This window comes from Bordetella pseudohinzii (assembly GCF_000657795.2).
GTDB classification, from domain to species: Bacteria; Pseudomonadota; Gammaproteobacteria; order Burkholderiales; family Burkholderiaceae_B; genus Bordetella; species Bordetella pseudohinzii.
Window position 1 is genome coordinate 167967 of sequence record NZ_JHEP02000005.1, and the last position, 14965, is coordinate 182931.

The window sequence follows — 14965 nt, forward strand, 5'->3', positions numbered from 1 at the left end:
AGATGGCGGGTTTTTTTTTGGCTTATGCGCCGGCGGCCTGGTCCAGATAGGGCGCCGCCATGTCGAGCACGCGCGCGGCGGCATCGGGCGCCAGGCAGTCGACGATGAGGCGGTCGGGCTGGGCGCGTAGCCAGGTGAGCTGCCGTTTGGCGAGCTGGCGGGTCGCGGCAATGCCTTGTTCGCGCGCCTGCTCAAGCCCGATCTCGCCATCGAGATGGGCCCAGATCTGGCGATAGCCCACGCAGCGCACCGAAGGCAGGCCGGGGTGCAGGTCGCCGCGGGCATGCAGGGCGCGCACCTCATCGACCAGTCCGGCCTGCAGCATGGCGTCAAAGCGCTGGGCGATGCGCGCGTGCAGCCCGGCGCGGTCCGTGGGCTCGAGGCTGATGGTCAGGAAACGATGGCCGGTGCCGGCGCGGCGTTTCTGGCCGGTGAGCAGGGCCGACATCGGCTGGCCCGAGAGCAGGCAGATTTCCAGCGCGCGCTGAATGCGCTGGCTGTCATTGGGCGAGAGCCGCGCCGCCGTTTCGGGATCGTGCCGCGCCAGCTCGGCGTGCAGGGCCGGCCAGCCCTGTTCGGCGGCGCGGGCTTCGAGTTCGGCCCGCAGGATGGGGTCGGCCTGGGGCAGGTCGTCCAGCCCCTCGCGCAAGGCCTTGTAGTACAGCATGGTGCCGCCGGCCAGCAGGGGAGTGCGGCCGCGCGCCTGGATCTCGGCGATCAGGCGCAGCGCGTCGGCGCGGAACTCGGCCGCCGAATAGGATTCGGCGGCGTCGCGGATATCCAGCAGGTGCTGCGGCACCTGGGCCTGTTCGGCGGGCGACGGCTTGGCCGTGCCGATGTCCATGCCGCGATAAATCGTCGCGGAATCGACGTTGATGATTTCCAGCGGCCAGCGCCGGGCCAGGGCCAGGGTGGCGGCGCTCTTGCCGGCGGCGGTCGGGCCGGCCAGGCAGATCAGGGCGGGTTGTTCCATGCTTACTGGCCGCGCAGGAACAGCTTGTCCAGGTCGTTGACCGACCACTGTATCCATGTGGGCCGGCCATGATTGCATTGGTCGGCGCGCTCGGTGGCTTCCATCTGGCGCAATAGCGCGTTCATTTCTTCGAGGGTGAGGCGGCGGTTGGCGCGCACCGAACCATGGCAGGCCATGGTGGACAGCAGCTCGTTGCGCTGCTCGGTCAGCAGCCGGGATTCGCCCACCGAGCCGAGATCGCGCAGCACGGCGCGCGCCAGGCTTTCGACGTCGCCGCGCGCCAGCAGCGCGGGCACGCTGCGCACGGCGATGGAGTTGGGCCCGGACGGACGCATCTCGAAGCCGAGTTCGCCCAGCTGTTCGGCGTACTCCTCGACCAGGGCGACGTCTTTTTCCTGGGCATGGAAGACCACCGGCACCAGGAGGTCCTGGCGCGGCAGGTCGCGGCTGTCCAGGGCGCGTTTGAGCTGCTCGTAGACGACGCGCTCGTGCGCGGCGTGCATGTCGACCAGGATGAGCCCGCGGGCGTTCTGGGCCAGGATGTAGACGCCATGCAACTGGCCCAGCGCCATGCCCAGCGGCTGCTCTTCGTGCTCGGGCAGCGGGCTGGCCGCCGGCGCGGGACGCGGCGCCGGCTCGGCCAGCATGGCTGGCGCCGCCGGGGTTTCGGCCAGCGGCCGGTACAGGGATTGCCAGTCGCGGGCCGCCACGCCTTCGGGCTCCTGCAGCCGGAAGGGCACCTGGGTATGCGGGCGCGAGGCGGGCGTGTAGGGGCTGGGCTGCGGGATGGGGCGCGCCGGGGCCGCCTCGGCGGCGCTGGCGGCGGTTTCGGGCGCCGGCGCGGGCTCGGCCTCCAGCGCCTGGGCGCCGCCGGTCTGCGCCAGCGTCTGCCCGACCACCTGGGCCACGAAGCGATGCACGGCGCCGCTATCGCGAAACCGCACTTCGTGCTTGGCCGGATGGACGTTGACATCCACGGCCGCGGGGTCGACGTCCAGGTAGAGCACATAGGCCGGCTGGCGGTCGCCGTGCAGCACATCGGCATAGGCGCTGCGCAGGGCATGGCTGACCGTGCGGTCGCGCACATAGCGGCCGTTGACATAGAGGTATTGGCGGTCGGCGCGCGCGCGCGCCGCCGTCGGCCGGGTCACCATGCCCATGAGGCCGATGGCGCCATAGCGGGTGTCGACCGGCAGGGCCTGACCGGCGAACTCCGCGCCCAGCACATCGCGGATGCGCTGGCCCGGATCGGCCGGCAGCCATTGGCGCTGGGCCTTGTCGTGGTGGAAGAGGCGGAAGGCGATCTGCGGATGGGCCAGGGCGATGCGCTCCAGCGCATCCAGGCAGTGGCCGAACTCGGTGGCTTCCGAGCGCAGGAACTTGCGGCGCGCCGGCACATTGTCGAACAGCTGGCGCACATCGACCGTGGTGCCCGCCGGGCCCGAGGCGGGGCTGATCTCGCCGCTGGCGGCGTCGATCTGCCAGGCGTGTTCGCCATGGCGGACACGCGAAATGATGGACAGGCGCGCCACCGAGGCGATGGAGGCCAGCGCCTCGCCGCGGAAACCCATGGAGGCGACGGACTCCAGCTCCGAAAGCGAACGGATCTTGCTGGTCGCATGGCGCGCCACGGCCAGGGGCAGTTCTTCGAGGGGAATGCCGAAACCGTCGTCGCTGACGGCGATGCGCCGTATGCCGCCGCCTTCGAGGCGGATCTCGATGGCCCGGGCGCCGGCGTCGATGGCGTTTTCGAGGATTTCCTTCAGCACCGAAGCCGGGCGCTCGATCACTTCGCCGGCCGCAATCTGGCTGATCAGCAGGTCGGGCAGTGGGGCGATAGAACGGCGGTCGGACATGGCGGGCGGGGATCGAAGCAGGGGTATGCCGCCGATTTTAGCCCCTGCCGGGCTTGGGCTATAGTGTCTCTTCTTTTTTGTGGCAGGGCCGGGGCGCGCGCGGACGATGGATTTTCTCAACATGATCCTGCACATCGATCAGACCTTTGGCGTCTGGATCGATCAATATGGCGCGTGGGTCTATCTGGTGCTGTTTTTGATCGTCTTCGCGGAGACGGGGCTGGTCATCCTGCCCTTTTTGCCCGGCGATTCGCTGCTCTTCATCGCGGGCGCTTTCGGCGCCAGCGGGGCCATCGATCCGGTGCTGCTGGCCGTGCTGCTGGTGGTGGCGGCCGTGACCGGCAATTCCCTCAATTACGGGATAGGCCGGGCCCTGGGGCCGCGCGTCTTCACCATGAATGTGCGCTTCCTGGACCGGGGCGCGCTGCTCAAGACGCATCTGTTCTATGAGAAGCACGGCGGCAAGACCATCGTCATGTCGCGCTTCATTCCGGTGGTGCGGACGTTCGCGCCCTTTGTGGCCGGCGTGGCGCAGATGCCGCAAGGCCGGTTCCAGTTCTTCAACATCAGCGGCGCGCTGCTCTGGGTCGTGGGCCTGGTGACGGCCGGCTACTTCTTTGGCAACATCCCCATCATCAAGGACCACCTGAACACCATTGTGCTGGTGGGCCTGGCCGCGGCCATCGTGCCGGTCGCGGCGGCGGCGATTGTGCGTTTCCTGCGCGGCCGGCGCCGCTCCGGCGGCGCCGCGCGCTGAACCCGGGCCCGCTCATTGCCGCGCGGCCGGACGGTGCGATGGCGCCTTGGCGGGCGCGTCCTTGGGCTTGACGGGCGCCGCCTTGGGTTTGGCCGGCGCGTCTTTCGGACGGACGCTGATGATGGCTTGCCGGTCTTCGGGCAGCCATTGCAGGCCCGTCGCATACATGCCCAGGCCGTCCAGGATGCGCTGTGTGTGCTTGCCGTTGGGGGTCTTGGTCAGGAATCCCTGCAGGTCCGGCCGGGCTCCGGCCGTGGCGAAAAACTCTAGGCTCGTCTCGTTGACGATATTGTCGCGCACGATGGTGCTGGGCAGCCGTCCATAGTAGCCATGCGCCTTGGCCGCGATGCTGTACTGCGCCAGGACGACATCGTTGGCGAAGTAGGGGCGTTGCGCATTCTGGCGCCAGTTCTGGTGCATCAGCCAGCGGTCGGGCGAGAAGGAGTTGACGAAGACGTTGATGGGCTGGTCCGGAGGCAGGTCTGACAGGACATAGGTTCCGCCCACGGGTTCAGCCGCCCGGCCCTGGTCCTGCCGCTGCGTGATGAAGGCCTGTTGCAGCAGGTCCATGGCCTGGCGCCGTTCCGGTTGCGCCAGGTGGCGCGACAGAATGTCGGTCGTGCTTGCACCGGGGCGGGCGGAGACCTGCAGGACCAGCCGGTCGATCAGCGGGTCGAACCGGGACTGGTCTATCGTCAGGTCCAGCGCTTCCAGCAGGCGTTGCGCCTGCTTGCCCGCGCGAGTGCCTTCCAGGAATCGGTCGGTATCGACGTCGCCCTCGACGGTGCGAAACGGCGTGGCCCGGTCCCGCGTGTCCAGCATGAAAACCAACTTGTCCGGGCGCCGGTCCTCGAAGCTGCTTTCGCGGGCCGCGGTCAGGTATTGCGCAAGAATGACGTCCGAAGTGTTGTAGCGCTTCTCGTGGCGAGGCCGCTGGCTGGGAGGCAGGAGTGTCCAGGTGTCCGGCGTGAAGGTATTGGCGTAGTAGTGCTCGGGGCCTTTGTCCTGGGTTTTGATCGTATGCATGCCTTCCACCTGGTAATACGGATGGTCGGAGAGATCCAGATTGGACATCTCCTCGCTCAGCACGAAGTCGAAGCGCTGTTTGTTGGACGGGTCCGCGAGATAGCCGGCGAGCACATCGGCGGGCGCCTCGGCCTTGGCCGTCTTGGCGGCTGGTTTGGCGGCCGGCTTGGCCGTCTTGGGCCGGGCGCCGGCGGCGGCCGGGCGGGTGCCGGCCGCGGTGGGCCGGGTGCCCGTGGCGGGCGGTCGAGTTCCCGTGGCGGCGGGTCTGGCGCCGGCGGTCCCGGCGGCGGGGGGGCGCGCCGTTTTCGCCGTGGGCCGGGCGGCAGGGCGCTTAGGCCCCAGGCCGCCTTCGGTCACGGGGACTTTGCGGCCGTCCGGCGTGACATCGATGAGGCCGTCATAGCCCACCGTCCGGTGGCGCAGCGTATAAGGCAGCGCGCGGCGGAATGCCTCGTGCAGGCCGCTTCCGGGGCAGGCGCCGGTGTTGCAGCCCACCAGCGTGATCTTGCCGAACTCCAGCCAACTGCCATAGGCATCATCCAGCGCCCTGACTTGTTCGGCCAGCAAACGGCCGTCGGCGCCGCCGAGATTCGGACCCTGGCCGTCCCTGCGGTGGCCGACCAATTGCAGCTTGGCCAGGCCCGCGGGTTTTTCCGGCGAACGCTGCTCGACCATGAAGTCGCCCGCTTCATCGAAGCGCACCAGCATGGCGTTGCCGGGATGCTTGGCGAACAGTCGGCGCGCCGCCTCGGCGCCGCGCGCGTCGTCTTCCTGGTAGCCCACGATGCGGAAGTCATAGCGGCTTGGCGGTTCGGCGGCCGCGGGCGGCTCCGCCGCTGGCGTGCCAGCCTCGCCGCCCGGCCGCCCGGGCGACGTCCAGGGAACAAGCGGCGTTTCGGCGTGCGGGCTTCGGCCGACCTGGACGGTCAGGTCCGCCGTCTTGGGGTTCCAGTGCATGTCCTGGGCCTGCATGCCCAGCGCGTCCAGGATGCGCTGGGTGTGGCGGCCATTCTGGGTGTCGGCCAGGAAGCCACGCAGGTCGCGCCCGCCGCCGGGGCGGTTCAGGAGGTCGAGCGCCCCCAGGTTGGTGATGTGATGCCGGACGATGCGGTCGGGCAGGGCCCCGTAGAAGCCCTGTCGCTGGCTGACGATGGCATATTGCGCCAGCACGGCGTCGGTGGCGTAGTAGCCCGCATCCTTGACTGGTCGTTCGTTGTGCTGCATGACCCAGGTGTCGGGCGAGAAGCTGTTGCGGAAGCGGTTGAATGCCTCGCCGCCGCCGGGCCGGTGGAAAATCTCATGCGTGCCGGGCAGCTGGTCGGGGTCCCCGGTCCAATCGAAATGCCAAAGATCGCCGCCTGGCTGGCGCAGGCGGTCGAAGCGTTCCCGCTGCGCGGGCCGGGCCAGATAGGCGGCCAAGGGATCGGCCGCCGGCGCGGGCGGCAGCGCCCGCGCGCCGGGCGGCATGGGCGGGGTGGAGGGCCGGCCCACGCCCAGCGTTTCATAGCCGCGCTCGGCCTGCAGCAGGCTTTGTTCATTGATATTGAGTTTCTGGAAATCGATGAACCGTTCTTCCGGCAGCAGGCGCCACAGCCGCGGCGAGAAGTTGCGCTGGCGCAGCGCCGCCGGCGGCAGGTAGTGGCCGCTGTCGTTGTTCCAGCTTTGCAGGCGGCCCGCGTCCAGGGTGAAGGTCCCTGCGTACAGCACGGGTTTGCGCTGGCTGATCGAGGTATGTCCATCGATGCCCAGCTGCGGGTCTTGCAGGGCGGCCCGGGAGCCGCGTGATGCGCCGCAGAGCACGCAGTCCGGCGCGTCGGTGGGGACGACGAACAGAAATGCGCCGTCGGGCGCCGGCGCGGGCAGCGCGCTGCCCGCCCGGGGCCGCAGCCGGTATGTCAGGTCTTCGGCCTGTTCCAGCTGGAAGACCTGGTCCGGCTCGGCGGGCGCCTGAAGCGAGGGGTTGCGCACGGGCAGCGGCGCCGGGCGGGGGTCGCCGGCATTGCCCAGGCCGCCGCTGTCGACGCGCGTCTTGCGTCCCGCTTCATCGACGTCCATTCCGCCGGCATAGCCCTTCACTTGGGCCTGGGGAAGCAGGCGCTCCAGCTGGCTGCGGGCATCCTGCCCCGGGCATGCGCCCGAGTCGCAGGAGACGAGGGTGAGCTTGCTGCCGGGCGGCAGCGGGGCGAGCGCCAGGGCGTCGGCCAGTTGCGCGGGCGTATGGCCGCCGATCGTGGGCATGCCGGCGCGCTGCCCGCCGTGACCGACGATCTGGATCTTCTCGGGCCCGCTGGCGGTCTGCGGCGCGGGCCGCAGGACTTTTCTTTCGCCCGAGAGCAGCCATTGCTGCAGCTCGCTGTTGCCGGGGTGTTTGTCGGCCAGGCGTTCGGCGGCCTGGCGCGCCTGGGCGTCGTCGCCCGCCAGTACGATCGTGCGCTTGCCGTAGCGGTCGGCACGGCCTTCCTTGGGCGCCGGCCCTTCGCCGGGATCGGAGGCCTGCCGCTTGACCGCGGCATGAGGCGCCTGCGCGGCTTGCGGGCTGGCCTGGAGGGATTGCAGCGCCAGCAGGGTGGCCAGGTCGGGGGCGTCGGCGCTGTGGCGCCGCAGCGTCTGGGGCGCAGGCAGGCGAGGACCTTCCGGGCTGCGCAGCGGCCAGTCCAGCAGCGCGTCGACCGCGCCGGAATCGGGCCGCGCCTGGGCCTGCGCGTCTTCGAGCACCGCGCGCAGCACGCCCTGATCATCCACTGCCTTCAGGCGCAGGCGCAGAGGCGTCTGCCGCGGGATGAGCACTTCCTGGATGCTGTCAAAAACGGGATTGTCGAGCCCGGCCAGCGCGGTGATGCGCGCGCCCTGGGCGGCGATGTGCAGCAGGGCCGGCCGGCCTTCTTCCGGCTTGAGGTAGTCCCTGGCCGTGCGCACATTCTCGGACGTGGACATCATGGCGGACTCTTGATAGATGCCGCCTTCTTCGATCTGTTCCAAGGGGGCCGCCCATTGCCCCCGGTGCACCATCCCTGGGTTGGTGAAACCGGCATCGATCAGTTTCTGCGTGGCCGCGTCGATGGTGGCGATGAGGTCGCGCGCCGGCTCGCGCGGCGCCTGGCCGCGCAGCGCCGGATTGACGTCACGGCTGGCGTGCGTGTAGTGCATCAGCGCAATGGTCTCCCGGGTCGAGAGCGCCTGGGCCTGCGGCATGTGCGCGATGCCCAGATAGTTGTCGGTATATTGGCCCGCGATCGCCGGGTCCAGGCCGGGCAGCAGCGCGAGCGTCTGCCGCAGCACTTGCGCGCGCTGCCGCTGTTGCCGCTGGGCCGCCAGCATGGCGTCGAAGGCCTCGTCGCTGTCCGAGGCGCTGCTGGCGTCGTCGCTACCGCTGCTGCTGCTGCTGGAGTCGCTCCGGCCCAGTCCGCCGGCTTCGACCGGGATCTTGCGGCCTTGCGGCGTGACGTCGATGCGGCCTTTGTAGCCTTTGATCGTCAGGCCGGGAGCCTGAGTCTGCTCGTCCGTGGCGGCGGGCGCGCTGACATGGCCGAATTTTCCTCCCTTGAAGTCGGTCGCCAGCGGCCCGTCCAGCCGGCCTTGTTCGCGTCTCTGGCGGGCTTTCTTGCCGCCCGCGTCCAGTTTGGAAATCGTGATGCTGATGTCGTTCTGGGCCCATTGCCGGTCTGTCTGCACCTCGCGGATCTTGTCCGCGTCCTGATTGAGCGCGCCGGTGATGTCCGCGGCCCGCAGGCTGCCCAGGCCACGGGCCTGGCCCACGTCCAGGGTGGCGCGCAGGGTCGAGGCGTGCTGCTCGCCGGCGATACGGCCGCCCGACAGCGAGCCATTGGGCATGCTGGTGCTGGCCGAAATACCGACCGAGCCGCCAGCGTAACCGCCGTCGTGGTCGCGGTAGTCCCGGACTTCGCGGGCGCTGAGTTTGCCGCTGATGTCGACCGCCGATCCTGGCCCGCTGGCCGTGATGGCGCCGCCGATCAGGTCGGCATCGCCCTTGACCGTCATGAACAGCGGGCCGGAGGCCTTGATGCCGGCGATCTGGCTGGACAGCGCGGAATGGTCATGTTCGTGCCGCGCGGTCGCGCCGCTATTGGCCGTGATCGTGCCTATGGTCCGGTTGTTCACCGCCGCGCCCTCGGACACCGTCCAGTCGCCGCCGTTGGTGGTGCTGTGATGGATGTCCTGCAGGGTCTGGACGAATAGCTTGCCGTCCACGGCGACCCGCGCCAGCGCTTCGGCTTCGACGCGGGCGCCCAGCAGGCGCAGGTCTTTGGCGGTCTTGAGGTCGAGCTGGCGCGCGCCGATATGGCTATGGGTATGCGTCAGGCTCTCGCTGTCGGTCACGTTGTGCGAGCCGGACAGCGTCGCATTCAGGCCGGCGCCGCAAGCGCCCTGGAAGGCGTTGCAGCTGGCGGTGGCGTTGCCATAGAGGCTGATGCCGTGCTGCTCGCTGTGCAGGGTTTCGCTGGCTTTGGCCGCCGCCAGCGTCAGATCGCCGGCGGATTGCAGCGCGACATGCTTGCCGCCGCTGAAGTTCGCGCCCACCAGGCGCAGGTCGCCCGCGAGGGTGCGCATACGGATGCTGCCGCCGATTTTCTGGGCGTTTTCGGCTGTCCGCCGCTCGGAGGCCCAGTCGTAGCTGAATTCGGCGCCCAGGCCGCTGGCGGATTCGACGGTGTCGTTGAGCGCCAGGTTGGCGAGGTCGCCTGCCACCTGGGCGGCCGTCAGGGCGGGATCGACCTCGCGGCCCTGCGCGGCCTGCTGCGCGGTGACGCCGGCATGCGTGGCGACATCCAGGAGGGAAGAGCGGGCGGTCGATTTGCTGCCCAGAAAGAGGCTCCAGCCGGTTTCGTCCCGCTCGTAGGTATCGATGTATTTGTGGCTCTCGATGCGGCCCGCGGTGATGTCCAGCCCGCCATCGTAGGCCGCCGAGGCCAGGGCGCGATCGGCGTTGATATCGGCGCCGCCCAGGTCGAAGATGCCGCCGACCGCCAGTTTGCCGTCGCCCAGGTTGAGTTGGGTGTTGCGATGCGTCGTGGCGCTTTCCCGCAGCGCGCGCTGCGCGATCTGGAACCCCGCCTTGAGTTCGGCGCCGGACATCTGTCCATCGCCGGCCTGGGTCTGCAGCGGCGACTCGGTGCCCACGCTGAAGCTGGCCTCCTGGCCGCCGGCGCCGGCCCGGCCGCTGGCGACGAACTGCATGCTGTCGTGCGTCTGCCAGGCGACGCGGCGGCTGGCCGAGGCCGCCGCCAGCAGATGGCCGCCGATCTTGCCCGCCGTTTGCCCGGCCTGGATGTCGCCGCCCATGATGGCCATGTCGGTCTCGACGTCGATGAGCAGTTGCGCGGCGCGCAGCGCCGTGCCCTTGCCTTGGTCCTGGGTGCTGGCCTGCGTGTCGAGGGAATAGGTCAGGGAGCCGATCTTTGCGTCCTGGGCGAACTGGCCGCTGAGTTCGCGGATCTCTCCCAGTTGGACACGCTTGGCGGTCAGCGCCACGAGGTCGCCTGACAGGGATGCGCCCAGGGTGCGCAGCTTGTCGCCGGCGCGCAGCACCAGGCTGCGGGCGCCGCGGATGGCGCTGTTCTCGTCCCGCTGATAGCCCGCGTTCGTGGTCTTGGCGCCCGTGATGATGTCCAGATCGCGGCGGGCGTCCAGCACGACGTCCTGCCCGGATAGCAGGCCGCCCTTGATGTAGAGGTCCCGCCCTTGCGCGAACAACTGGCCGTCGGCCTGGACGCCGCCCAGCACGCCGTCGTCGTTGACGACGGTGGCGTCGAGCTCGGCCCGCAGATAGACCTTGCCGCCCTGGATCAGGGCGTTTTTCTGCGCGATCGTGTCGGCATCCAACACGATGTCGCCTGCCGAGACAATGGCCGCGCCGCCGGCAGCCCGTTGCGCGGCGGAGGCCTGCAGCGTCGTTTCGCTGAGGTAGACCTTGGGCATGAGGACATGCTGGCCGTCGATCACCTGCCACACGTACCAGACGATATCGTCCCGCAGCCGGGCCTGTTGCTCGGCGGTCGGGGGCTGGCCGACCACCAGGCCCAGTTCCCGATGCGCCGAGGCGGCCTGGTCCATGAGCTGCCGGACCAGGCCGCCATCCTGGTAGATCCGGCGCAGGCGTTGCGCGCCCATCAGGCGTTCGGCTTCGCGCCGGATCAGCGTGCTGTCGAAATAGTTGTCGCCGCTGACATAGATGCCCTTGTCCGGGGTGTAGCCGATCTGGGCGAAGAAATAGGCCGAGCCGTAGAAGCGCGCCTGATCCACGAACGCCACGCGGGTCTCGTAGTAGGGGGTGGGCAGGGTGCCCCGGGCCGCGCCGCGGTCGAAGACCCGCGGATTGGACAGGGTGGCGCGCAAGGCTTCCAGGACGTCGCGCTCGTGGTTGTCGGCATAGGTCTGGCGGCGCTGGGCGGCCTGGCGCCGCGCGGCTGCTTCGGCCTTTTTCTTGGCGTCGGCCTCGGCCTGTTTGCGGGCCTCATGCGCTTTGAGAAAGGCCTGGTGTTGCGCCTCGTCCTCGAAGTGATGGGTCACCCCGTCGATGGTGACCACGATCTTCGGCGCGGGCGGCGGCGCCGCGGCCGTCTCTGGCGCGGCGGCATCGGCCGGCGCATCTGCCGGCGCATCGGGCGCCGCGGGCGGGGCAGGCGGCGGGCGGTCCCAGTGTTTCCGGGCGTCTTCCAGCGCCTGCTGCAAGGCCGTGTCCACGGCCGGGGGCAGGGTTTTGTCGACGTTCTCGCCGTTGTCGACGCGGCCCTGGAGCTGCGTGCCCAGCCGGCCGCCCATGACGGTCTGCAGGGCGGGGTAGAAGGGCAGGTCCTGGACGCCCTGGCCGGCCTTGAACGCGGCCCAGCGTTGCGAGCGTTGGGCTTCTGTCTGGCCGCGCCAATCTCCTCCCAGCACCAGTCCCAGCGCCCGGGCCAGGTCCGGGACATCGTCCAGGTCGGCCTGGGCCAGCGCATTGCCCAGCCAGCTGTGCTTGTAGTAGTAGAGGCCGAAGATGCGGCTCCAGCCGCTGGCATCGTCGTGATGGCTGAACATATGGTCCAGCAGCGCATAGAGCGTGGGGAAATCCTGCCGCAGCGGGCTCAAGGCGGCCAGACTGTCGACCGCCCACAGCTGGGTGCCGCGCACCTGCCTGAAGTAATCCGCCAAGGGCATCCGGTAGGCTTGCGAGCGATTGCTTACCTTGGCGCGGAGGCGCTGCATGCCGTCGGCGGTCAGGCTGCCCTGGTTGAGCACCGTCCCGTTGGCGTCGGCGGTTTCGCCAAGATTGATGTTCATGTCCTGCCCGGCGTGGATAACGCCTTGCTCGACGCTTAGCGAGGAAACCGCCACGCCCGGACGGAAACCGGGCAGGGTCAGGGTCACGCTGCGGCCGGCGTGCGCCTGCGCATACTGCATATTGGAGGTATGGGAGCCTTGGTTCGGGTCCATGCGCACCGTTCCCGAGAAGCGGGACAAATTCTCCAGCCGCGGGGTGTCGATGAACATCGTCAGGCCGCTTTCAATGCGGCCGCCATCGTTGCGCAGCTGTTGGCTGGCCTGGATGGCCATGGCCGCTTCGGCATGGATCAGGCTGCGGTGGCCGTTGAAGAGGGACCGGCTCTTCAGACCCAGGTGGGCGCCGGCCCACATGAGCGCGCCGTCATGATTGCGGATATCGCCTTGCGCCAGCAGGGTGATGCTGCCTGCCGAGGTGAGCGATGCATGGTTTTCGATGGTGTCGGCCTGCAGGAACAGGCTGGCCGATGAGTTCAGCGCCGAATGCAGATGGATGTCGGGCGCGATCAGGGTGAGTTGCTGGGCGGCCCTGGGCGCATTGCCGTTGATCCGCAGGCCGGCGCCGGACTTGATCCACACCGCCTGGGCGGCAATGCCGCCATCATTGCGGTAGTCGGCCGTTTCGATGGACAGGTTTTCAGTCGCCGTCATGGCGCCGGTGTTGGCGAGTTTTTCCGTGGCGGCCAGGCTGAGGTCCTGGCCTTGGAGCGTGCCCGAATTGACGACGGCCTCGCTCTTGACGAAGAGCCGTGCACCCGCGGCGGCGTTGCCGGTATTGCGCAGGCCTTCCGTGGCCGCCAGGAAGACATCATCCCGGGCTTGCATGGCGCCGGCATTGTGCAACTGGCCGGACGTGATGGTGAGTGTGCCGGCCGACAGGCTGGCCGCGGCCTGGTTGTCGACGGTTTGCGCCTGCAGCTGCAAAACCTCGCCGGCCTGCAGGGCGCCGGCGTTGTCGATCGTCTTGCCTTCGACGACGAGGTGGGTGCCGGCCGTGATCGTGCCGGTATTGGCGAGCATGGCGCTTTGGAGGATGGCCCTGCCGCCGGCGGCGATGTCGCCGCCGTTGACGAGGTCGGCCGTCAGGAACAGGTCCGCGCCAGTGCGCATGCCGCCGGTGTTGCGCAGCTGTTTCGCATCGAGGACCAGTGTGCCGGCGGTCAGCTGGCCCGAGTTGCCCACGGTTTGGGCTTGCAGCTGCAAAACCTCGCCGGCCTGCAGGGCGCCGGCGTTGTCGATCGTCTTGCCTTCGACGACGAGGTGGGTGCCGGCCGTGATCGCGCCGGTATTGGCGAGCATGGCGCTTTGGAGGATGGCCCTGCCGCCGGCGGCGATGTCGCCGCCGTTGACGAGGTCGGCCGACAAGGCCAGGCCGGCGCGAGCTTGTATGCGCCCGGCGTTGTGCAGGTTTTGCAGGTCCACCGTGAGTGTGTGCGCGGACAACAGGCCCTGGGCCGCGTTGCGGGCGGACCGGGCGCGCAGATCCAGCGCGCCTGCGGCCGCGATCTCACCCTCGTTGTCCAGGGACAGGCGCAGATCGATGCCGAGCGATTGCCGGGCGGCCAGCAGCAGACCGCTGTTGCGCAGGCCATCGGCCTTGACGGTCAAGGCATCGCCTTGCAGGGCGCCTCGGTTATGCACCGCACCGTGCGCGGTCACGCTCAACGCGCCCATGGCGTCGATGAGACCCTGGTTGCGCAAGTCCGCCCCTGCGCTGAGCGCCAGCCCTCCGGCGCTTGTCGCGATCAGGCCTTGGTTGTCGATCGTGGCGGCCTGGATCTGGGCATCGCCCTGCCGCAGGCGCAAGCCACCGCTGGCCGTGGCCCGATAGTCGCCGGCCAGGGTGATCGCTGCCGCCGGCTGTCCGGAGGCATGGCCCTGCACATCGACCAGGGCGGACAGGGACAGCGAGGCTGCCCGCAGGTCCAGCGTGTTGGCCAGGGCGTCCCCGGCGATGTCGAGATGGCCCCGCGTCCGCAGCGTCAGCGCCGCGCCGGTGAGCACGGCCCCGGACCCTGCGCCCAGCCGCATCTCCGATCCCGAGGTGATGAGGGTGTTGCCCCGGGCGGCGCTGTCGGCCAGCGCGACGCTGCCGTCGGCGCCGATGCGGATGTCGCCAGGCGTGCGCAGCGCGCCCTGCAAGCGCACGCCCGCGCCGCTGTCGGTGGCCTGCAGCGTGATGCTGGCGCCGTACATCGCGCCCAGCGCGCCGGCGCTGATGGCGACTCCCGGGGAGGCGGCGGCCTCGGGGCGGATGCGGCCGTCGTTCAGCCGATGCTGGCTCCTGCCGGCATGCAGGCCGATGACGGCGGGGACCCCCGTGTTTACCGGCCCGATCGGACCGTTGATCTGCATGGCCTGGGCGACGAGATCGAAGGATTGCAGGCCATCGGTATTGACGCCGCCCGCCTCCACGGTGATGCGCCCTTGCCGCGTGTAGAGAGTAGGGCCGTCCCGCATCGCGCCCGTGGACAGTGTGAGGGCGCTGGTGTTGAGGGTGGACAGGCCATCGACGCTGATGCCATTGGGATTGGCGATGATGAGCGCGGCGCGCTGGCCGGCGACTTCCAGCGTGCCGGCCAGCCGGGAGGCGGGGCCCGCCGAGGTGACTTCGGCCAGGATGCTGGTGGCCTGGGCGTCCAGGCCGGGGTTGCGGAGGATGTGGCCGGCCAGCTGCGAGCGGCCGTCGCTGCTGCGGTTGTTCAGGACGGCGCCGGGCCGGCTGACATCGAAGGACTGGAAGCGGTTGTGGGACAGGCCGCGGCTGTCGGGCGGGGCGATGTTGACGATGGGCACGCCGTTGGCGGCGGCGATGACCGACACCTGGGGATCGGCGGGCCGGATGTCCGCCAGCGCGGGCAGCGCCGTCAGCATGCCAGCCAGGCGCAGCAGGCGCCGCGCGGCGCGGCGCGGCGGCTTGTCCCGGGTCGTGCCGCGATGGATGTCGGCAACAGGAATCAACTGGCCGGTGCGCCGGTGCCGGCGCAGGCGATAGCAATGCTGGTTCATCGCGGCGGGGGTGTTGGACTCGAGGGAGGGCGCCCATGGCGCGCCATCACCCTAGCGCCAGTGCCC

At 69.6% G+C, this 14965-nt stretch carries 4 protein-coding genes; 1 reads left to right on the forward strand and 3 read right to left on the reverse strand.

What is annotated here, in order from left to right:
* Positions 1–22: 22 nt before the first annotated feature.
* Together miaA and mutL are read right to left on the reverse strand one after the other, a co-directional pair.
* Positions 23–973, reverse strand: coding sequence for a tRNA (adenosine(37)-N6)-dimethylallyltransferase MiaA (gene miaA, locus L540_RS08935; RefSeq protein ID WP_043215074.1), 951 nt, complete (start codon positions 971–973; stop codon positions 23–25).
* A 2-nt stretch (positions 974–975) separates the two neighbouring features.
* Entirely contained in the window at positions 976–2829 is a 1854-nt protein-coding gene (gene mutL / locus L540_RS08940) for a DNA mismatch repair endonuclease MutL (protein ID WP_043215071.1), read from the reverse strand.
* Between the two features lie 121 nt (positions 2830–2950).
* On the opposite strand from mutL, the gene L540_RS08945 reads away from it, so the two are divergent.
* The gene (locus L540_RS08945; RefSeq protein ID WP_043215598.1) at positions 2951–3586 is read left to right on the forward strand and encodes a VTT domain-containing protein; all 636 of its coding nucleotides are present in this window, start codon (positions 2951–2953) and stop codon (positions 3584–3586) included.
* Positions 3587–3598: 12 nt separating this feature from the next.
* Here L540_RS08945 and L540_RS08950 read toward each other — a convergent pair whose 3' ends face one another.
* Positions 3599–14899 (reverse strand): C80 family cysteine peptidase, encoded by an 11301-nt coding sequence (locus L540_RS08950; protein ID WP_048026216.1) that lies wholly within the window; start codon positions 14897–14899, stop codon positions 3599–3601.
* Positions 14900–14965: the final 66 nt, after the last annotated feature.

Excerpts from the sequence above, each read along its gene's own strand:
- miaA (WP_043215074.1), bottom strand. The coding sequence starts at position 973 with ATGGAACAACCCGCCCTGATCTGCCTGGCCGGCCCGACCGCCGCCGGC.
- L540_RS08950 (WP_048026216.1), bottom strand. The coding sequence starts at position 14,899 with ATGAACCAGCATTGCTATCGCCTGCGCCGGCACCGGCGCACCGGCCAG.
- L540_RS08945 (WP_043215598.1), top strand. The coding sequence starts at position 2,951 with ATGATCCTGCACATCGATCAGACCTTTGGCGTCTGGATCGATCAATAT.
- mutL (WP_043215071.1), bottom strand. The coding sequence starts at position 2,829 with ATGTCCGACCGCCGTTCTATCGCCCCACTGCCCGACCTGCTGATCAGC.